18 protein-coding genes and 1 pseudogene are annotated in these 21,414 nt (G+C 38.5%); 13 read left to right on the plus strand and 6 right to left on the minus strand.

Going from position 1 to position 21,414, the window contains the following annotated elements:
* Positions 1-193 precede the first annotated feature (193 nt).
* Positions 194-874 carry a TerC family protein gene (locus MKP09_RS01415; RefSeq protein WP_240826057.1) on the minus strand — a complete coding sequence of 227 codons (681 nt, stop codon included), beginning with the start codon at positions 872-874 and terminating at the stop codon, positions 194-196.
* Positions 874-1,941, minus strand: a complete 1,068-nt coding sequence (locus tag MKP09_RS01420; protein WP_240826059.1) for a quinone-dependent dihydroorotate dehydrogenase — start codon at positions 1,939-1,941, stop codon at positions 874-876. The genes MKP09_RS01415 and MKP09_RS01420 overlap by 1 nt, the downstream gene beginning before the upstream one ends.
* A gap of 249 nt (positions 1,942-2,190) precedes the next feature.
* Here MKP09_RS01420 and MKP09_RS01425 point away from each other — a divergent pair, with 249 nt between their 5' ends.
* From MKP09_RS01425 to MKP09_RS01440, 4 genes are all read left to right on the plus strand, one after another.
* Entirely contained in the window at positions 2,191-3,363 is a 1,173-nt protein-coding gene (locus tag MKP09_RS01425) for an acetyl-CoA C-acyltransferase (protein WP_240826068.1), read from the plus strand.
* A gap of 115 nt (positions 3,364-3,478) precedes the next feature.
* On the plus strand, positions 3,479-4,900 hold the full coding sequence (locus MKP09_RS01430) for an ABC transporter ATP-binding protein (protein WP_240826069.1): 1,422 nt from the start codon (positions 3,479-3,481) through the stop codon (positions 4,898-4,900).
* Positions 4,900-5,280: an ATP-binding cassette domain-containing protein gene (locus MKP09_RS01435; protein WP_240826079.1), complete on the plus strand. Its 381-nt coding sequence runs from the start codon at positions 4,900-4,902 to the stop codon at positions 5,278-5,280. The genes MKP09_RS01430 and MKP09_RS01435 overlap by 1 nt, the downstream gene beginning before the upstream one ends.
* A gap of 108 nt (positions 5,281-5,388) precedes the next feature.
* Entirely contained in the window at positions 5,389-5,604 is a 216-nt protein-coding gene (locus MKP09_RS01440; RefSeq protein ID WP_240826081.1) for a hypothetical protein, read from the plus strand.
* Between the two features lie 371 nt (positions 5,605-5,975).
* On the opposite strand, the gene MKP09_RS01445 is transcribed toward MKP09_RS01440, so the two are convergent.
* Positions 5,976-6,557: a 7-carboxy-7-deazaguanine synthase QueE gene (locus tag MKP09_RS01445; RefSeq protein ID WP_240826083.1), complete on the minus strand. Its 582-nt coding sequence runs from the start codon at positions 6,555-6,557 to the stop codon at positions 5,976-5,978.
* A gap of 167 nt (positions 6,558-6,724) precedes the next feature.
* A complete protein-coding gene (locus MKP09_RS01450; RefSeq protein WP_262915064.1) occupies positions 6,725-7,636 on the minus strand; it encodes a bifunctional 5,10-methylenetetrahydrofolate dehydrogenase/5,10-methenyltetrahydrofolate cyclohydrolase in 912 nt (303 codons plus the stop codon).
* Positions 7,637-7,937: 301 nt separating this feature from the next.
* On the opposite strand from MKP09_RS01450, the gene MKP09_RS01455 reads away from it, so the two are divergent.
* The 8 genes from MKP09_RS01455 to MKP09_RS01485 all read left to right on the plus strand — a co-directional run bounded on the left by MKP09_RS01455 (position 7,938) and on the right by MKP09_RS01485 (position 19,325).
* The gene (locus MKP09_RS01455; RefSeq protein WP_240826093.1) at positions 7,938-10,751 is read left to right on the plus strand and encodes a SusC/RagA family TonB-linked outer membrane protein; all 2,814 of its coding nucleotides are present in this window, start codon (positions 7,938-7,940) and stop codon (positions 10,749-10,751) included.
* Positions 10,752-11,171: 420 nt separating this feature from the next.
* Positions 11,172-11,846, plus strand: coding sequence for a SusD/RagB family nutrient-binding outer membrane lipoprotein (locus tag MKP09_RS25165; protein WP_262915065.1), 675 nt, complete (start codon positions 11,172-11,174; stop codon positions 11,844-11,846).
* Positions 11,843-12,652, plus strand: a complete 810-nt coding sequence (locus MKP09_RS25170; RefSeq protein WP_262915066.1) for a SusD/RagB family nutrient-binding outer membrane lipoprotein — start codon at positions 11,843-11,845, stop codon at positions 12,650-12,652. The genes MKP09_RS25165 and MKP09_RS25170 overlap by 4 nt, the downstream gene beginning before the upstream one ends.
* Positions 12,653-13,147: 495 nt before the next feature.
* A complete protein-coding gene (locus MKP09_RS01465; RefSeq protein ID WP_240826103.1) occupies positions 13,148-16,315 on the plus strand; it encodes a SusC/RagA family TonB-linked outer membrane protein in 3,168 nt (1,055 codons plus the stop codon).
* 23 nt (positions 16,316-16,338) lie between these two features.
* Complete coding sequence (locus tag MKP09_RS01470; protein WP_240826104.1) at positions 16,339-17,097, plus strand: SusD/RagB family nutrient-binding outer membrane lipoprotein; 759 nt, start codon at positions 16,339-16,341, stop codon at positions 17,095-17,097.
* 86 nt (positions 17,098-17,183) lie between these two features.
* Positions 17,184-17,900 carry a SusD/RagB family nutrient-binding outer membrane lipoprotein gene (locus tag MKP09_RS01475; RefSeq protein WP_240826105.1) on the plus strand — a complete coding sequence of 239 codons (717 nt, stop codon included), beginning with the start codon at positions 17,184-17,186 and terminating at the stop codon, positions 17,898-17,900.
* Between the two features lie 135 nt (positions 17,901-18,035).
* Positions 18,036-18,695, plus strand: coding sequence for a hypothetical protein (locus MKP09_RS01480; RefSeq protein WP_240826106.1), 660 nt, complete (start codon positions 18,036-18,038; stop codon positions 18,693-18,695).
* A 318-nt stretch (positions 18,696-19,013) separates the two neighbouring features.
* A complete protein-coding gene (locus MKP09_RS01485) occupies positions 19,014-19,325 on the plus strand; it encodes a DUF3467 domain-containing protein (protein ID WP_240826107.1) in 312 nt (103 codons plus the stop codon).
* A 32-nt stretch (positions 19,326-19,357) separates the two neighbouring features.
* On the opposite strand, the gene MKP09_RS01490 is transcribed toward MKP09_RS01485, so the two are convergent.
* Both MKP09_RS01490 and MKP09_RS01500 read right to left on the minus strand, forming a co-directional pair.
* A complete protein-coding gene (locus MKP09_RS01490; protein ID WP_240826108.1) occupies positions 19,358-19,603 on the minus strand; it encodes a hypothetical protein in 246 nt (81 codons plus the stop codon).
* Positions 19,604-19,875: 272 nt separating this feature from the next.
* Positions 19,876-20,636, minus strand: a pseudogene (locus MKP09_RS01500) (pyridoxine 5'-phosphate synthase).
* 57 nt (positions 20,637-20,693) lie between these two features.
* Between MKP09_RS01500 and MKP09_RS01505 the strand changes: the two are divergent.
* Complete coding sequence (locus MKP09_RS01505) at positions 20,694-21,230, plus strand: thioredoxin family protein (RefSeq protein ID WP_240826111.1); 537 nt, start codon at positions 20,694-20,696, stop codon at positions 21,228-21,230.
* Positions 21,231-21,414 lie beyond the last annotated feature (184 nt).

Here is a 21,414-nt window from a genome sequence, read left to right on the forward strand (position 1 = left end):
CTTTTCTTTACAAAAATTATATGTCGTTTTTGCGCTTTCAGTAAAAGCTATTGCACAGGCTCTTTAACTTCTTCCTGCACTTTTTCTAACGACGGCGAATTTAACTTCACTACTTTTTTTGCTCGCTTAAGCATGAACATATTTAAAAGTTCTACAATGAAGGAGAATGCCATTGCGAAGTAAATATAATTTTTCAGATGGAGTTCGTGTGTATGTCTGAGTTCCATCCTTCTACAATCAGGCTTACACCAATCATCACCAAAAATGATAAAGCCAGCATTTTTAAGGTAGGATGTTTTTCTATAAACGAAGCAATTTTTGGACTGAATGTAAACATTACAATCATAGCAACTACTACAGCCGCAACCATTATTTCAAGATGCTTGGCGGTGCCGCCTGCGGTTATTACACTATCAAAAGAGAACACGGCATCTATTATTAAAATTTGAATAATAGCCTGGCCAAAAGTTAATTTCTTTTGGCTTGCCTGAGATTGGCTGGGATCTTCTCCTTCCAGTTTATGGTGAATTTCTTTTACCGATTTATATATCAAAAATAAACCGCCTACCAGCATTACAATACTTGCCAAATCAAAGCCTTTCCCAAACCAGCTTTCAGGAATAATGTATTTGCCTTTTTGTGCCAAAAGCCAACTCAACGCAGCCAGCAAAAGACAGCGGCTTAAAATACCCGTTACCATCCATGTTCTGCGCGCTTTTTTCTGTAGATTTTTGGGAAGCCGGTTTAGAATAATACTAACAAAGATCACGTTATCAATTCCTAATACTACTTCCAGTACTACAAGTATTACAAAACTTAGTAAGGATTCGAAAGTAAATAGTTCCGAACCGGAAATAAAAAGAAGATCTATCATTATAAAGATTTACAAATTTGTTTTACAATAGCCGGGCCTTCATAAATGAAACCGGTCCACACCTGTACCAGCGATGCACCAGCAGCCATTTTTTCTTTTGCATCAACGCCGGTAAAAATACCGCCCGAACCAATAATCGGAAGGCCGCCACTGGTTTGTTTGTGTACATATTCAATAATGCCTGTACTTCGTGAGCGTACCGGCTTGCCACTTAATCCGCCTGCGCCAATTTTTTCCTGCTCCGCAACTGGTGTGTTCAGTCCGCTGCGATCGATGGTTGTATTGCTGATTACCAGTCCGTCCAACTTTACTTCCGCTGCCAGATCAATTACATCATCAATTTGTGATTGAGTAAGATCCGGTGCTATTTTCAGAAGAATAGGTTTAGCTTTTGCCTTTCCATTATTGATCATCGCCAGGTTCCAGATGATCTTTCGTAAAGACTCTTTCTCCTGCAATTCGCGTAAGCCGGGTGTATTCGGACTGCTCACATTCACCACAAAATAATCTACATAATGATGTAATTTATTGAAGCAGATGGCATAATCCTTCCACGCCTCCTCGTTGGGCGTAACCTTATTCTTACCAATATTGCCGCCAATGATCAATGGATATTTTTCGTTAGCATTCGCCTTCTTTTGGCGCCATTTTTTTAGCCGTTCAGCAATCACGTCCGCACCTTCATTGTTAAAACCCATGCGGTTGATCAACGCTTTATCCTGCGGCAAACGAAACAAGCGCGGCTGCGGATTTCCTTCCTGCGCCAAAGGCGTTACCGTTCCAATTTCCACAAAGCCAAAACCCAGCGCTTCCAGTTCATTCAGGTATTTCGCATTTTTGTCAAAACCCGCACCCAATCCAACAGGATTTTTCAAAACCATGTTCAAAAACCGCGTTTCATGCCGTGTCTCATCCGATGCCGTAAAAGCACTAACCAGTTTTTTCCCAATTCCCGATCCTGTCAGCAAAGCCAGCTGGTTCATCGCCATGTAATGAGCTTGCTCAGCCGGAAACAAAAAATATAATTTGCGTAGTAAAGAATACATCGGGTGCAAATATACTCCCATTTAAGATTTATGATTTGAGATTTATCATTTGAATACCAGCGGCAGAACATGTGGCATCCATCTTGCGTCGCAATCCTTTTAATTGTAGAATATGTGGCATCCTATACAAACGATGAATCCAAACCTTCGAGGTTTTAAAAACCTCGAAGGTTTACCCATCATTAGCACATCATCACATTGGCTAATTAGCTAATTGTTCTTAAATTTGATCTATAAAGTTGTCTATGCAACTAATTAAAAAAAGACACTATGGAAGCATACATTGTAGCCGGTTACAGAACCGCAGTTGGCAAAGCAAAAAGAGGTGGATTTAGATTTTATCGTCCGGATGATTTAGCCATTGAAGTAATAAAAGGCTTAATGGCCAGCGTGCCCCAGTTAGATCCCAGTCGTATTGATGACGTAATTGTAGGAAACGCTGTACCCGAGGCGGAACAAGGGTTGCAGGTAGGTCGCATTATCGCGGCAAGAGCATTGGGTATTGAAACACCCGGCGTAACAGTTAATCGTTATTGTGCATCGGGTTTAGAAACTATTGCAATGGCTACTGCGAAAATTCGCACAGGAATGGCCGATTGCATTATTGCTGGCGGAACGGAAAGTATGAGCCTGGTTCCTGCTTCCGGCTGGAAAACCGTTCCATCATTTAATATCGCCAGTGATGCACCTGATTATTATCTGAACATGGGTTTGACGGCAGAAGCTGTTGCAAAGGATTTTAATATAAGCCGTGCTGCGCAGGATGAATTTAGTTATAACTCGCATCAAAAAGCGATGGAAGCCATCACTAAAGGATATTTTAAAGAAGGTATTTTGCCCATTAGTGTTGAAGAAGTTTATCTGGATGAAAAAGGAAAAAGACAAACAAAAAATTATACGGTTGATACAGACGAAGGGCCAAGGGCTGATACATCAATGGATGCGTTGGCAAAATTAAAACCGGTATTTGCTGCCGGCGGGACAGTAACCGCTGGTAATGCATCTCAAACCAGTGATGGTGCCGCTTTTGTAATTGTGATGAGCGAAAAAATGATGAACGAGTTGCAATTGCAACCTATTGGAAGATTAGTTGCTTCGGCAGTTGCTGGTGTAGATCCGCGTATTATGGGTATTGGTCCGGTAGCGGCCATTCCTAAAGCTTTAAAGCAGGCCGGAAAAAGCTTAAGCGATATTGATTTAATAGAACTGAATGAAGCCTTTGCCTCACAGTCTTTGGCGGTCATTCAAGAGGCAAATCTTGATCCTGAGAAAGTGAATATCAATGGAGGCGCCATTGCTTTGGGCCATCCGTTAGGCTGCACCGGAACTAAGCTAACCATTCAGGTATTGGGAGATCTTAAAAGATTGAATAAAAAGTATGGCATGGTTACAGCTTGTGTTGGCGGCGGACAAGGCATTGCGGGCGTTATTGAAAGATTGTAATTTAACTGTACAAATTTAGAATATAAAGAGAGCTGCTTTTGCGGCTCTTTTTACTTTAAAAGTTTTGATCTTATTAGTCGTCCAATGATTAATAAAATCCTATCAATTTAAATACATGGCCAAGCCTTTTTCTAAAACATTGAACCTGGTAAATATAGTAAAGCAGCTTTGGCCTTTTGTGAGGCCTTATCGAAAAATGGTTTTCGGCACTTTATCACTTACCTTAATAGGCGCTTTGGTAGCGCAGGTCAATCCGCTTATTTTAAAATATACTGTCGATCATGTTGATGCGCTGCTGCAAACACCTGATCCAATGAGCGAGGGTGTCAAGCTGTTGGTTTTTATCTCCGTGGTACTATTTGCAAAAGAAATTGTCAATATTTTTATTCAGTTCGGACAGAAATTCTATGGTGAAAAAATAAGGATCAATGTAAGCAACAGCCTTGCACAAAAAGCAATAAAGCGAATTCTTACTTACCAAATGAGTTTTTTTTCCTCGCCGGAAAATCAATCCGGAAAGCTTCAAACCCGTATTGACAGGGGAGTTGAGAGTCTTACCAAACTGGTTCAGAATTTTTTTATCGATATTCTTCCTTTATTTAGTAACGCTATACTGGCCCTTGTAATTATGTTTATGGCCAATGTGTATGTTGGGCTTGTAGCGGTAACTATTTTACCTGCCTACTTTTATGTAAGTGTGCGGCAGGCAAAAAAATTGCAAGGAGTAAGAAGGCAATTGCGCCGCGGACGGGAAAATAAAAGCAATGGATTACTCAATCTTATCGAGTCGATGACGGTAATTAAAAGTTTTGTTAGAGAAAATGTAGAGGAGAAAAAGCAATTGGTTATTCAGCAGCAGTTAACGGATGATCAATTATATACCCGTAAAACGAATTTTAGGTATGATGGTGTAAAAACATTCGTTGAACAAATAGGCGTGGTGCTGATCATAATTTTGACAACTTATTTAGTATTGAATCATCAAATTAGTATAGGAGCCATTATGCTGCACATTATGTTGTTCAACAATGTGTCTTCGCCCATTCGCCAGCTTCATAGAATTTATGATGAAGTAAACGATGCGTTTATTTACGCCGAAGCCTATTTTCAAATTATTGAAGACGATGACGGCATTGAACAAACAGGCACTCATAAAGTGAAAGAGTTGGATGGTAATTTTGAAATGAAGCATGTAACATTTACTTATCCCAATGGTACCAAGGCATTACACGATATTAGCCTTACAATAGAACGTGGTAAAACTACTGCACTTGTGGGGTTAAGTGGTGCAGGTAAAAGCACTATTCTTAATCTGCTGAACAAATTTTATGAACCCGATAGCGGAGAAATATTATTAGATGGTATTGATTTGAAAGAATATGAAAACGGCTCTCTTCGCCGCGATGTTGGATTGGTGTTGCAAAAAAATCACATTTTTAAAGGAACGATTGAGGAGAATATCCGGTATGGAAAAATGCGTGCTTCGTTTGATGACGTAATCAGCGCAGCAAAAAAGCTTATTTACATGACCAGATAATGGAGCTTCCGCAACAATACCAAAGCGATGCGCAACTGCTTAGTGGTGGCCAACAGCAACGCATTGCAATTGCCCGGCTATTTTTAAAAGATCCTCCCATTATTTTTTTGGATGAACCAACTGCAAGCCTGGATGCAATTGCTACCGAACAAATAAAAAATAGTTTAGACGCCATTAAGGAGAACAGAACAGTGGTTATTATATCACATTCTATTTCACAAATTGTTGATGCAGATACTATCTATGTTTTAAAACAGGGAAAATTAGCTGAAGCTGGAAAGCATGAAGAATTGATAAAGAATAATGGTGTTTATAAAGAAATTTTTGACGCGTCTGCAAGAAGTTTAAATATAGAACGGATTGCTAAGTTTTATAATTAGATATTTAGATTTTATTAACACTTATTAAAGTGCTTCGCTCGTCTTTGTGGTAGATTATTTGTTTAATCGGATAGTTAAAACCAGCCATTAATAATTAAATAAAATCACATGAAAACTTCAATTACAAAAATGCTTTCGCTCGCTGTAGTAGTAATTGCCTTGATTGGCCTTTTCTCCTCTTGTGTACATCCGCACTACCACCGTACCCCAGGCTATAGCCAAAGAGGACATGTTCCACCAGGACATGCTAAAAAATATTATGGAACAAAATCTGCTAAACCTTTTGCGCCGGGACAGCAGAAAAAATATCGCGGAAGAAGGTAGTGGTATAAATTGCCTTTAAGGAAGTACAATCCATCGTTTCAGATAATAGTATCTGGAATGATGGATTTTCTTTTTCCGTATTTCGTAAACTGTTTTTCCCGATTTCGACAACGATCTATTGAAGGAGTATCTATTTTTGTGTTAACAAAAGCAAATGGGTTTCTCGGGCTTTTTCTACTGGTAAAACAGTTGGTTTTGAGAGTTTCCCAACTATAAAAAAGTATAGTTTTCCTTAAGCAGATAGTTTTCGAGAGTGCACCGTTTATTTCTATAAGGGGTGCTTTTTTTTGTTGAAGGAGACGGAAAGACTGGAAGACGGAAAGTCCGAAAAATGGGAGGAACAACTGTCATCCGTCATCTGTCAACTCTTCCTACGGTACATTAATATATTTATGAATCTGCAAACTCAATTCCCACTTAGGATTTTGTTTGATGTAGTCTACAATTTGAGGAGTCATGGTATCTGCTTTGCTCCATTCGGGTTGCAGGTAAAGTTTACAATGAGGAGATACTTGTTTTGCAAAGCTTTCGCCCCAGGCAAAATCACTTTTGTTGTAAATGATTATTTTAAGTTCGTTAGCAACCGGTAAAATTTCAGGAAGCGGTGCTTTGAATTTTTTCGGTGAAAGGCATATCCAGTCCCAATTTCCGCTTAATGCCGATGACCCTGAAGTTTCTATGTTAGTGGCAATTCCTTCTTTCTGAATAGCAGCGGTGAGTTCATCCAGGTTATGCATGAGTGGTTCGCCACCGGTTATTACCGCAAGCGGAGCTTTGGAATTTTTAATGGTGGAAACAATTTCATCAATGTGCAAAACAGGATGTCCGTCAAAAGCCCAGCTTTCTTTTACATCGCACCAAACGCAGCCTACATCGCAGCCGCCAAGGCGCACGAAATAGGCAGCGCGACCTTGATGATAACCTTCGCCCTGAATGGTGTAAAAATGCTCCATTACGGGAAAAGAAGATGATATTTGAAGTGTATTATTTATAATATAAGATTTTTAGAATGCCGGCGATCGAAATTTACTGCTGAGTTTTATTCAACTGTACAAGAGTGCGACGCAACACCGATGCCATATATTCTTTTGCCGGGTCAATAAAATATAATTAGTATGATCTAATCTTTTTCGGTGCAGGATTTGTAAGTATTCTTCATCAACGCCGCTATTGTCATGGGGCCAACGCCACCAGGGACTGGCGTTATAAAAGAACATTTCGGTGCTACTTTGTCAAAATCGACATCTCCCACCAGGCGATAACCAGATTTTTTTGAATCGTCTGGTATGCGTGTAATGCCAACATCGATAACCACAGCTCCATCTTTCACCATTTCAGGTTGTAAAAACTCAGCCTGTCCGATAGCGGCTACGATAATGTCTGCCTGGCTACAGATTTCATTTAAGTTTTCTGTTTTTGAATGACAAACAGTAACGGTACAGTTTCCTGGATTACTATTATTGCTCAGCAAAATGCTCATGGGGCGGCCAACAATATTGCTGCGTCCAAGCACTACAGCATGTTTTCCTTTAGTGGTAATATTATTATGTTCTAACAGAAGCATAATGCCGTAAGGTGTGGCAGGGACAAAAGCCTCTTCTTCGCCCATGATCATGCGCCCAATGTTTTCGGGATGAAAACCGTCAACATCTTTTGCAACTGCAATAGCTTCAATAACTTTTTTCTCTGAAATATGAGCCGGAAGCGGCAGCTGAACTAAAATGCCATCCACAGATAGGTCTTCATTTAATTCCTGAATTTTATCGAGCAACTTCATTTCGCTGATGTCTTCCTCATATTCGATCATAGTAGAGTTGAAGCCTATTTCATTGCAGGTTCTGACTTTCGAATTAACATAAGTCTGACTGGCGCCATTGGCACCGACTAAAATGGCAGCTAAATGCGGTACCTTTTTGCCTGTAGTGGCTCGTTGTGCCACATCAATTTTAATAGTATTTAGTATAGTTTTGGCCGTCTTTTTTCCATCCAATATTTGCATCGTGCAAAGATGCATAAGTTTTTTTATAGGCATAAAAAATATGATACTAACAATTGTTTGATTTTTCAGTGATTTTTTGGTTGATCTGTATCAATATGTTTTTTCTTCAACTAAGAGAATTATAAAACAAGTATTTGATATTCAGTTTTTAACATAGGTCGGGAAATGTTTACATAATCAGGAGTCTTTAAAAAGTATTAAATACTCATGAAGTTTTTGTTAAAAAACAATTAACTTTCCTAAGCAATTGGTAAAATAAAAACTACAATTGCCCTCCGTACCGTCCTTCTTGTTTAGCCCTATTTAATCAATTTTTTAACAAAAAAGGATCTAAATGAGAAAAATTCTATTGCTTCTGGCAATGTCTCTGTTGTGCTCATTTCTGGCTTTTTCCCAAACCCAAAACATTTCCGGACAAGTTGTTGATGAAACGGCTTCCCCGGTTTCGTTTGCTACGGTTACAGAAAAAGGTACCCAGAATGCAGTGTCTGCTGACTCAGACGGAAAGTTTACAATTAAGGTAAGTAATTCTGCAATTCTCGTCGTTAGCTCTACTGGATTTGCTGTTGTAGAAGTGGTTGCATCCAGTGCGGGAACTGTTGTCCTGAAACGAGGAGAAGGAATCACAATTGACGAAGTAGTAGTTACGGCTTTAGGTATTTCAAGGGACAAAAAAGCTCTTGGCTATTCATCGCAACAAATTGATGGTGCTGCGGTGAATTCGCGACCCACAAACAATTTTCTGAACAACTTATCAGGTAAGATAGCGGGTTTAGATATTAAAACCAATTCGAATTTTGGAGGGTCCACCAACATCGTTCTTCGAGGAACCAAAAGTATTTCTTACAATAACCAGGCGCTAATAGTGGTTGATGGTGTTCCTGTATCAAACACTAACCTTAATCTGAATGATGCAGGAAGAGGCCGTGACGGCGTTGACTTTGGTAACTCTGCTTCTGATATTGATCCGAATAATATTGAATCGATCAACGTACTAAAAGGTGCGGCTGCGACAGCACTTTATGGTAGCCAGGCATCCAATGGTGCATTATTGATTACAACAAAAAAGGGTAAGCTTAATAAAGCTGTAGGCGTAACGCTCAACACTACTTTTTCAGTTGGGGGTATAGATAAAAGTACGTTCCCAACTTATCAAAAGCAGTACGGACAGGGTTATGGCCCGGGTTTTATTGAGGGGGATGTAGATGGCGACGGAGTGGATGATGCTATTACTTCAACCGGCGACGATGCCTCTTATGGTACAGCCTTTGATCCTGAACTAATGGTATACAACTGGAATGCATTTGCGTTGGGCAATCCTAATTATGGTAAGGCTACACCCTGGGTTGCAGCAGCAAATGACCCAAGCACATTTTTCAAGAAAGCTTTTACCACTATAAACAGTGTGAATGTTAATGGTGGCGATGAGTTTACTACTTACAATTTTACGTACAGCAATCATTATGAAACAGGTGTAATGCCTAATAGTCGTTTGGGTAAAAACACAATTAATGGAAATTTTTCAAGGCAAATAGCAAAAGGGCTGAAATCAACAGCATTTGTGACATTTGTTGATCAATCAACAATCGGTAGGAACAGTGTGGGATATGGCGATAATATTTTGACTGGATTTAGACAGTGGTGGCCGGTAAATGTTGATATAAAAGAACTGGAGCAGGAGTATTTTCGGAATAATGAAAATGTGACCTGGAATATGGTGAGCCCATTGGAAGGTAACCTGGCACCGGCTTTCTGGAATAATCCCTACTGGGACCGGTATGAAAATTTCCCAACTGATGACAGGACAAGAATATTGACAGGCGCTAATCTAAGTTGGGATATAACTGATGACCTCAATATATTAGGCCGTGCTACGATTGATTATTCAAATAGCAAACAGGAAATAAGGAAAGCTGTTGGAAGCCATTCAGAAGAGTTTGGTGTGGCTCAATCACCCGCAGGAGAAACATCCGGGTACTGGCTTTTTACTAACAAATTCCTTCAGCAAACATACGACCTGATAGGTACATACGATTGGAAAATAAGTAGTGACTTTTCAGCGATGTTATTAGCAGGAGGTACATTTATAAAATCCCGTCAGGAAGATTTTGAAGCTTCAACAACCGGCGGTTTAATTATTCCTAAATTATATACACTCGGTAATTCGGTAGGATATTTTCCTCCAATCCAAGGAGATGTTTCTTTGGAAAAATCAGGAATATATGCACAGGCTTCAACGGATTATAAAAAAACCGTGTTTTTAGAAGGAACAGTAAGGAGAGATGAATCTACAGCCTTACCAAAAGATAATCGAGATTACGTATATTATTCTCTGGGTTCTAGTTTTGTGTTTTCTGAATTATTAAAGAATAATGGTAATGCTGATTGGCTTAATTTTTCAAAACTTCGTTTAAGTTATGCTGAAGTAGGTAACGATCTGCCTCCCGGCCTTCCTGGTTTTAGAAGAAATAATGGACTTATTGCCGGCTATCCAATGGCGTCTAATAGCAATACTTACGTAGATTATGAAAGCCTGAGACCCGAAAGACAAAAGAGTTGGGAAGTAGGATTGGAGGCATCAATGTTAGATAAGCGCATTACTATCGATTTGTCTTTATATAAAACCAATACAAAGGATTTATTATTTAATGTTCCGCAATCCACGGCAACCGGGTATGCATTTTCTTTAGTAAATGCAGGTGAAACAGAAAATAAAGGTATTGAAGTGGCGTTGGGTTTAACTCCTGTGCGTACGCCCGATTTTCAGTGGAACGTGAATATTAACTGGGCTAAAAATAAGAACAAAGTTATTGCTCTTAATGAAGGAAGGGAAAATCTGCAATTAGCAAACTTCCAGGCAACCTCTCTTAATGCCACTGTGGGTCAACCTTATGGTTCGTTCAGGGGTATCGGGTACCAGTTCCTTAACGGCCAGCCTGTAGTTAATGAAGACGGTGTTTATATTAATGTTCAAGATCAGGTTCTTGGAAATATACAACCTGACTGGTTGGGAGGCGTGTACAATAAATTGAGTTACAAAAACTTTTCAATTGGATTTTTGATTGATGTAAAAAGTGGTGGCGACCTTTTTCACTTGATCAGTATTATGTCAGTCAACTGGATTATATCCAAATACTGCTGGTCTTAATGATTTAGGAAATCCATTACGTAATTCGCTTGAGGACGGCGGCGGTATTATATTCCCTGGTGTAAAAGAAGATGGAACACCTAATGATATCAGACTGGATGCTAGCGCATATGGAACCCTAGGTGGCAGTGTTGATGTATCACCTGATCAGGCATTTATATATGACGCTTCTTATGTAAAACTAAGAGAAGCCAATATTTCCTACACCTTAGGAGACAATATATTTAAGAAAGGTATTATTAAAGGAATTACACTTGGCCTGGTAGGTAATAATTTATGGATTATTCACAAAAATGTTCCTTTTGCAGATCCGGAAGCCGGCACCTCTTCAGGTAATATCCAGGGGTATCAAAGCGGCGTAATGCCAACAACAAGAATAGTATCATTTAACGCTAAGTTGAATTTTTAAAATAAACAGCAATGCAACTAAAAAATTTAAAATTATCCGTCTGCGTGGTTTTTATATTTGGTATTATACTAACCGGGTGTGTAAAGGATGTAGAAAATTTCAATAACGACCAAAGTAAACCTTATGATGTTGGAGCTTCACTCTTGATGACAAATGCACAGAGAGACCTGGCTGATCAGATGACTACACCAGATGTGAATTTAAATGTCTTCAGATTTTTCCAACATTATTGGACAATGACCACTTATTATAACGACGCCAGTTTCAATTTTTCTGGCACCAGAACGGTGCCTGATAATCATTGGGATGCACTGTATGCCAGTGTCATTGGTAACCTGGAGTCTGCAAAGATGGCAATAAGTGTGGAAGTAAAGCCGGGTACGATGTCCGACGCTGATTGGACAAAGCAACAGAATAATAAAATGGCAATTCTTGATATAATTCAGGTGTATGCATACCAGATATTAGCTGATTCTTTTGGTGATATACCATACTCGGAAGCAATTATGCCTGATGAAAATGTATTACCTAAATATGAAGATTGTGAAAGTGTATATACAAATTTGATAGAACGTTTAAATGCTGATTTATCAGCTCTCGATGCTACCGGAGGGTCGTTTACTGAAGATGAGGAATATATGTTGGGGGCGATATTACTGCCTGGAAACTTTTCGGAAATACATTGAAGCTTAAAATAGGAATTAACCTTTCAGATGTAAATAATCAACTGGCTAAAACTACTGTAGAATCAGCTGTTGCAGCAGGTGTGATTGAAGATAATAGCGATAATATAGATTTTAAGTACACCATTGGTGCGCCAACATTTAATCCAGTACATGCGAATGTGATCGCCAGCGGTCGTAATGATTATATTGTGGAAGAGACTATAGTTGACATGATGAATGGATTAGCCGATCCCAGGCGATCTGTCTACTTCAGCACCGTTGGTGGACAATATAAAGGTGCTGTATTGGCGCAAGAAGACCAACTGTATTCTGAATTTTCGCATGTAGGCGAGCAGCTTGTAGCCCCAGATGCACCGGCCTATCTTTTTGATGCTGCGGAGGTGAATTTCTATTTAGCAGAAGCTGCTGCAAGAGGTTTTTCAGTTGGGGGAACACCTGATAGTTATTATAATGCAGCCATTACGGCTTCTTTTGGTCAATATGGATTAGGTTCTTCCGCAACAGCCTATTTGGAAAAACCAGCTGTTGCATATGCTACCGCAGCCGGCGATTGGAAGGAGAAAATAGGCAGACAGGCTTATATTGCTATGTTCAATCGTGGTTTTGAATCCTGGAATTTTTACAGAAGACTTGATTATCCTGTAATGACTGCTCCCAATGCTGTTGCGGCAGCCGAAGGAAAAGTTCCTGTGAGAATGACTTACCCTATAAATGAACAAACTGTTAATGGGGCAAATTGGAGAGCAGCATCGGATGCTATTGGTGGAGATAAACTAACGATCAAAATTTTTTGGGACATAAATTGATACTCATACCGGGTTCTATAAATAAGGGTCAGCATACATGCTGACCCTTATTTTATTTGCTAAATATTTTTAAACTAAGTTTTTTTTAAAAAAAGAGACCATTTGTTATTTCTTTAAAGATTTTTCAAAAAAGTTAGTTTTTTACTAAAAAAGCACCTTTTTAATACTAATAAATATCAAAGAAAAACAATATTATTTGAAAGTTACAAAACTAACGGTTGTTAAATATTTTAATACTCAGAATTGATTCAAATCAACATTTGTTATATTGTCAAGTTTTATGCTTTTTTTGTAAATCATTTATAATTAAACTATTATATTTTTTACATAATTTTTATAGAGTACTAGATTTTAAATAAATATTAAAAGTGGATGAATTTTTTGTTAAAAAAATATAACTTGCCTCTGCAACTGATAAAACGAAAGGCTGTGAGTTTTACCAAAGCCCTTGTTTTTTAATCCGATTTAATCAAATTTTTAACAAAAAAGTTTTACATGAGAAAATTTTTATTGCTCTTAGCAATATTCATGGGTTTTTCGTTTCTGGCTTTTTCTCAGACCGAAACGATTACCGGAACAGTGCTTGATGAGGCTGCTAATCCTGTGCCATTTGCCTCAATTACATTAAAAGGTTCTACAACTGGAGTTTCGGCTGATGCTGATGGTAGATTTATTATAAAGGCATCGCAGGGAGCAATATTGGTAGTTTCTGCAACAGGATACAATTCCGTTGAAGTTACCGCTACAGGTAGTACTCTTACTCCTGTGTTGCAAAAAGGTGATGGCGTATTAATCGAAGAGGTAGTGGTAACAGCGTTAGGTGTGAAAAGAGCGGATAGATCTCTGGGATATTCAGTATCAAAACTTGATCCCTCGGCTGTATTACAAAAATCGGAGCCGGATTTATTAAAAAGCATGCAGGGCAAGGTTCCTGGGGTCGATATTAGAAGTTCTCAAGGTACGCCTGGCGCAGGAACACGTATTCAAATTCGTGGTAATTCTTCATTTGGGTTAGAATCTCAACCATTAATCGTGGTAGATGGTGTGCCTTATAACAATGATCAAGTAACTACTTCCAGCCAGACTTCTGGCGGAGGGGCATATGGGAGCGGTATTGCTAACCTTGATCAAAATGATATTGAAAGTATGAATATCTTAAAAGGAGCTGCTGCTGCTGCGTTATATGGTTCCAGAGGATCGCGTGGTGTAATTGTTATTACGACAAAGTCTGGTTCAGCTAAAAAAGGGGCAAAACCTATTAATGTTTCATTAAACACCTCTTATTCACTAGAGAATATTGCAAATCTACCTACTTATCAAAATATGTATGGCGCAGGTAGTAATTTTTTATACCAGAATTCGAATGGTTCCTGGGGTCCTAAATTTGGAACATTAGATTCAATAGATGCATGGCCCGAGTACTTAGCTGCTTATCCTGAGCTTTTTTCATCGACAGGGAAAACTCCATATAAAGCCTATCCTGATAACGTAAAAGAGTTATTTCAAACAGGTGCTTTAGCTGAAAATTCTATAAGTGTAAACGGTGGCGATGAACAAACTACTTTTGCGTTAACAGTATCAAATGTTGCGCATAAAGGATACGTTGAAAACTCAAGCTACTCTAGGAATAACGTGAGTGTAGGAGGGCAAACCCGGTTTAAAAAATTGAGCATTGGTGGGAATTTGAGTTACATGAAATCCAAACAGCTAGGTGGTTTTTTTGGAGAAAATCAAGTGGATGGTGCTGCATCACAATTTGCACGTTCTCTGTTTTTAGCTCGTAACTGGGATCTTAGCTTGCCTTATGAGGACGCCAACGGAAAACCGTTAATTCCTAATGGAGGCGCTCAATTTGATAATCCACATTGGGCCGCCTATAACAATATTGTTCGTTCTGATGAACAAAGAAGTATCCTAGGCGTAAGATTAGGATATGAATTTAATGACTGGATAAACCTAACATATAATTTAGGATTTAATAATTATCAGGTCGATAGAAATGAACGCACTCAAGAGTTTTCTAGGGCTGCGAATGGGTTGGGAAGGATTGTAAAAGATCAGTATACTTCTCAAGAATTGGAGTCTACGCTTATGTTGATCTTATCTCCCAGAATTAATGAGAACTTTACCTTGGATGCCAAGGTTGGTAATAATATTAATCAAAGATATTTGACAAGAGAAACGAATACCGGTCTTGACTTTATCGTTCCAAGTATCTACACTTTAAAAAATACAGCGACCCAAAGCTTTGATAATGATTCAAGATCTAAACGACGCATTGTTGGTTTTTTTGCGGAAGCAACAGTAGGGTATAATAATTATGCTTTTTTAACGATTACAGGCAGGCAGGATATTACCTCTACCTTGCCGTATAAAAATGCAAGTTATTTTTATCCTTCCTTTGCTGGATCTTTTGTTTTTTCTGAAGCCCTTAAGATCCGTTCAGACGTGTTCAGCTATGGAAAGTTACGTTTAAGTTGGGCAAAAGTCGGTAATGATGCAAGCCCTTGGAATGGTGAAGACGTTTTTTCCATATTAACAAACTTTACAGGCGTGCCTCGTGCTAGCAGGGGGTCTTTAACAATAGATCCAAATTTGACTCCGGAATTTACACAAGAGCTTGAAGGCGGATTTGATTTATCGTTTCTCAGAAAAAGGATCAATCTTGATTTTACAGCCTATGACAAAAAATCTACTAATTTGATTTATGGCATTGCCATCCCAAGTTCTACTGGCTATAGTAATTTATACACAAATATTGGAGAGATTAGCAATAAGGGTATTGAAATTGGACTATCAGCCCGTATCATTGAAACTAACGATTTTAGTTGGGATCTTCGAGGTGTGTTTACAAAAAATAAGAATATTGTAATTAGCTTAACCGAGGGTCTTGAGCGCACTCCACAGAGTGGGGTTTTGACGGAAGTTGCTCCGTATTTTGAGCCTGGCCTTCCTTATGGTTATATCCGGGGTACGAAAGTTGAAAGAGATGAAGAAGGTAATTTTATGATAAATCCATCAACTGGTGGGCTGTTAGTTAATCCTGAGCAAGGAATGGTTGGTAATCCTAATCCTGATTATAAACTAGGTATTTCCACCGGATTTAATTATAAAGGAATATTCTTAAATGGTTTGTTCGATTATACCAGGGGCGGTGATATTTATTCGGTAACTATATCAAGTTTATTGGGCAGAGGGGTAATTGAGGATACTAAAGATAGAGAGGCAGCGTTTATTATACCAGGTTATTATGCTGATCCTAATACACGTGAACTTATTTTGGATGCAGAGGGAAATAAAATTCCCAATCAGACTAGAATTTCAGCTAATGATTTGTTCTTCTCTCCGAACCCGACAAACGGTGCTACATTTGCTATCAATACTGCTACTGAAATGAATATTTACGATGCTACTGTAATGAGATTAAGGGAACTCGTGCTTGGATATGAAATTCCCAAATCCGTTTATTCTAAGTTGCCAATAAGCAAGGCTACAATTAGCTTTTCCGGTAGAAATTTATGGTATTTAGCACCCAATGTTCCTAAAAGTACAAGGTTTGATCCGGAAGTGAGTTCTTTTGGTGCGTCTGCAGTACAGGGCATTGAGTTATCTGCCGCACCCACCACAAGAAGGTTTGGAATCAACTTAAATGTTGTATTTTAAATAATTAAAAAATTCGTGTTTTTATGAAAAAATATTCAATTTTAACAATCTTAATTTTTGTTGCACTAGTTTTTACTGGTTGTAAAAAATATTTAGATGTTAATAAAAATGAAAATGACCCCACAGAAGTTCCATTAAGTACATTATTACCCGCAGCACAAGTTAGTTTGGCGAACTCGCTTGCAATGGGATATGGCTTTTCTAATATTTTAGCTGTATATACCCACCAAATGACGACAAGAGAATCTCCCGATCAGTATGGCATACTTCCTAGCGAGTTTTATTTAAATCAGGGTTGGGCTGAAATTTACGAAAATGCATTAGCTGACTTGGATGTAATTATTTCGCAAGGAAGTGAGGATGCTGCTCGCAGCGATATCTATGTTGGTATGGCAAAGATTTTGAAAGCCTATGCATTTAGCCAGTTGGTTGATATATTTGGAGATGTCCCTTTTTCTGATTTTAACAAGTTCCCCGAGGGTGTGAGAACTCCAAAATTTGATGGTAGTAGTGACATCTATCCAACTTTGTTAACAATGTTGGATGAAGGTATAGCTAGCTTAAACGGCACCGAAAATGCAACAAGTCCTACCTCTGACGATTTAATCTACAAAGGTGACAAAACTAAATGGATTAAAGCGGCAAATACAATTAAGTTAAAGTTATATACTCAAATGAGAAAGGTGAAGGACGTGCAATCTGAAGTTCAAGCTTTATTGGGTACACCTGCAAACTTAATAAATATGACATCGGAAAGTTTTTACTTCCTTATGGACCATTAGCCGCTACTGATGATAGAAATCCCGGCTTTAATGATTACGTGGCTACTCAGCGTTCAAATCATGTTAGCCCTTGGTTATATGAAATCATGAAGGGTTACAACCCCAATATTAACTCTGGTATCGAAGATCCACGTATTCCTTATTATATTTATAATCAAATAGGTGCTACAGATGCATCTCAATCCAATACCGAATATCGTGATGGAGGCTTTATTAGCATTTATTTTGGTTCTAAAGGCCCTTTTAGAGATGGTAATCAGCAAAATAGCATTAGCCTGTTTGGCATTTACCCTGTAGGTGGGCGCTATGATGACGGTGACGGCGGAACTGCTGCTGCTGCTAGTGGAACAGGCGCAGCTCCATATAGGTTTATTACTTATGCAGACAGGTTGTACCTTGAAGCAGAATTGATCGATGCTGGATTAGCCACTGGTAATAAAAGAAATGTATTTGAAGAAGCCATGATGGCTTCAATGGAGCAGGTCGACTATGTAATTACTACTTTTGTAAAACCTACTCAAGCGGTGCCAGCGTTGTATAATACAAGTGCTGCTAATAATTATATATTCAGTGTGCTTGCTAAATATGATGCAGCTAACGCTACTAAAAAGACTGAATATATTATGACTCAGAAGTGGTTATCAAGTATTGGTTCTGCAGTAGATCAATACACAGATTATAGAAGAACGGGGTATCCTATATTGTTTGACCCCAATAACCAGACGATGGCCCCTGGCGGTTTCGTTCAACCCCAGTTAATGGAAACGCTACTATTGATGGACCTCAGCCAAAAGTTGAAGTAGATTTAGCCGTTCCCTTCCCTCTATCTCTTTATTGGCCTCAGGATGAACTTAATCTTAATACAAATGCGCCCCAGCAAAAATCGCAGGCAAGTTTTAAAGTATTTTGGCAACCATAAACATAATAAATAAAGAAGTATGAAAACAATTCAAAATATATTACTTTTTACTTTTTTGGCAGCTTTAGCTTATAGTTGTACAAAAAACGATGGAGCTACACCAGTTCCAGTCTCAAAAGTTTCAATTCCTAAAATTGTTAAAAAATCTGGAGACGTTGCTATTGACGTTACAGATTTTGACAATTTTTCAGCAAATTTTGAAGTGGGGCTATTATTTCCCGACGACGAAAGACCTACGAAATTAGATGTGGTTATTAGAAAAAACGGAGATGCAAATAATGTGAAAGTCTTTAAAGCGGATGTGACTACATTTCCTACATCGTTCACCTTAACAGGCTCAGATATTGTCTCTCTATTCGGCACACCCGCTGTGTTAAACGATAATTATGATATTGGCTTGGATGTTTATATGAAAGATGGAAATAAGTATCAAGCTTATCCTGCTGTTGGTATAGGGTACGGATCTGGTGTTGTTAATCTTGATGGCTCCAGTGTTTCCATACAATATTCTGCAATATGTAAGTACAATCCCGATTTATATGCTGGAGATTTTGAAGTTGTGGAGGATGAGTTTCAAGATACGGCACCTGGTGATATAATTACACTAACAAAGATTGATGATACACATTTCTCCTACAACTACCCATCGTTAGGGGGAATGACAAACCAATTGTTGTAACGGTTAATCCGCTAGATAATTCAGTAACCATTAGTAAGCAAACGGTTGGGGACTTTTTTACATGGAATCCCGGCTATACTAATCCTACAATTGAAGCATCGGGTGCAGGCAATATAGTATCTCCATGTGATCAAACTGTTACCATTAATGCAAGTTGGAGTGTTACACAAGGAAGTTTTGGCGCATATAAGTTTGTGCTAAAAAAGAAGGAATAATTTATATTGTCAGAAAGATTGATCTTCATTTTTCTAGGAGCCAAATTTGAGCCTTCACTCATCTTTGGCTCCTTTTTCTTTATCTTCACTCAAAATATTTTCAATGCAGAATCAACAGGAACCTAACCCGCTTAATATAGAAATATCAGAAGAAATTGCAGAAGGAACTTATGCTAATCTGGCTATTATTACCCACTCACATGCTGAGTTTGTGATTGATTTTGTCAATATTATGCCCGGAACTCCAAAGAGCAGAGTGAAATCGCGTATTATTTTTACACCACAGCATGCCAAACGCTTTATGAAAGCTTTGGTAGATAATATCGAAAAATTTGAAGCTACACAGGGAGAAATAAAAGACCTAGACGAAGTGCAGATACCCGTAAATTTCGGTGGTCCAACAGCACAGGCGTAGTCAGGAGGAGTTCGTGGTTCATGGCAAATAGTTCATTGATAATACGATGAACTATCGCCCTTTTTCCGTTCCACCTCCAAAGGCGGATCAGGCTTTTGTTTGATCCAGATCGTAATTTTTTTACATTCCCGTGAATTTGCTTTCAAAGTCGCGGTAACCGTTAATTTATTCACGGTTGTGTTTTCAGGAAGCACCAAATCATTGCCTTCAAACTTTCCATAATCGGTTTTAAGATCAAGTTCTTTAGCGGTTAGCGGCTTCCAGCTGCCATCGCTCATTTTCCCGTCAACGTTAATATAATTGTGAGTGCCTTTTTCAAACTGTCTGTATACAGATGGAAGTGAATACTTTCTACTTTTTGCGCACGGCCAGCAAAAAACAAAAAGACAAATATGACTGAGAAAAAATACTTCATTTTATATTTTATTCAATCCATTGACGAGAATAGTAGATGAAAAGTTGACAACGTGAAATTCCTGAATCTTATGATTCATCTAGCGGCTCGGATATGTGAAAGCTGGTACAGCAGTCAACTGTCATCCGACATTTGTCAACTCCCTAACTGTCTTTTATAAAGTTGGATCGTGTTTTCAAAACCCAGGTATAGCGAGTCACAAATAATAGCATGGCCAATGCTCACTTCATCCAACCACGGAATATTCGCTGCAAAAAACTGCAGATTTTGCATGTCCAGATCATGACCTGCATTCAGCCCTAATCCTAACTCTTTAGCTTTTTTGCAGCAATTACAAAAGGTTCAATCGCGTTATCCCGGTTTTCATGATAATGACGGGCATAGCTTTCTGTATATAATTCTATACGATCGGTACCGACTTTCGCAGCGCCTTCGACCATTTTTTCATCTGGGTCAACAAAAATCGAAACGCGAATACCAGCCTTTTTAAAAATGCCGATAATATCTTTCAAATAATCTTTATGAGTGATCGTATCCCAGCCATGATCGCTGGTCAATTGTCCCAATGCATCCGGCACAAGCGTTACCTGGTGCGGGCATACCTCCAAAACAAGGTCTATAAATTTTTGGTCTTTGCAATTCCCCTCAATATTAAATTCAGTAGTAAGTATTGGCTTTAGTTCGCGCGCATCAGCATACCTGATATGCCTTTCGTCTGGTCGGGGATGTACAGTTATTCCATCGGCACCAAATCGCTCCGCATCTTTCGCCATTTGAATTAAATCAGGATTGTTGCTGCCACGGGAATTTCTAAGGGTTGCTATTTTGTTTATATTTACTGAGAGTTTCGTCATCTCGTATAATTTTTTTGTAACCAGCTGCAGTGCTACTATCATCAGTTTTGCGTCGCACACTGCATCGGTTGGTAATTCTATTGATCAAAACAAAAGTATATGATAAAAAATTTATTGCTTTTTATATTTATCAGTTTAATTGGTGTTAATGCATTTGCGCAGCAAACACCTGCAAGTGCTAATGATGTTTTAGAAAAAGCATTTAGCAAAGCTAACGCAGAAAAGAAAAATGTATTTATAATTTTTCATGCATCCTGGTGCGGGTGGTGCCGCAAAATGGATGCGGCTATGAATGACGAAAGCTGCAAAAAATTCTTCGACGATAATTATGTGATCGAGCATTTGACCATTCTTGAGGCGAAGGACAAAAAACACCTCGAAAACCCTGGTGCGGAAGATCTTTATAAAAAGCATGCGCCAGCTAAATCGGGTATTCCATTTTGGATCATTTTTAATGCGAATGGAGACGTGATCGGCGATGCTAAAATGCCGGATGGAAATAATTCAGGCTGCCCTGCCGCGGTAAAAGAAGTTGAGCATTTTATCAATATGCTTAAAAAGTCGTCAAAAATTGATGAAAAAACAATCACGGCTGTTTTCGAAAGGTTTAGAAAAAACGAACCGGTAAAACGATAAATTTAGATTACCCATCACCTGAATAAGTGATGTAATTTTTTTCGTATAGATTATAATTAATATTAACTTTACGATTACTATGACAAGCGTAGTTTTTCGACAGGGTTTTGTCTGACTAGATAATGGCAACTTAACTGCAATTTTAAAAGACCAAACAAATCAAGATATTTTAGAAAAACACCTA

This window comes from Paraniabella ginsengisoli, from assembly GCF_022513635.1.
GTDB lineage: Bacteria > Bacteroidota > Bacteroidia > Chitinophagales > Chitinophagaceae > Niabella > Niabella ginsengisoli.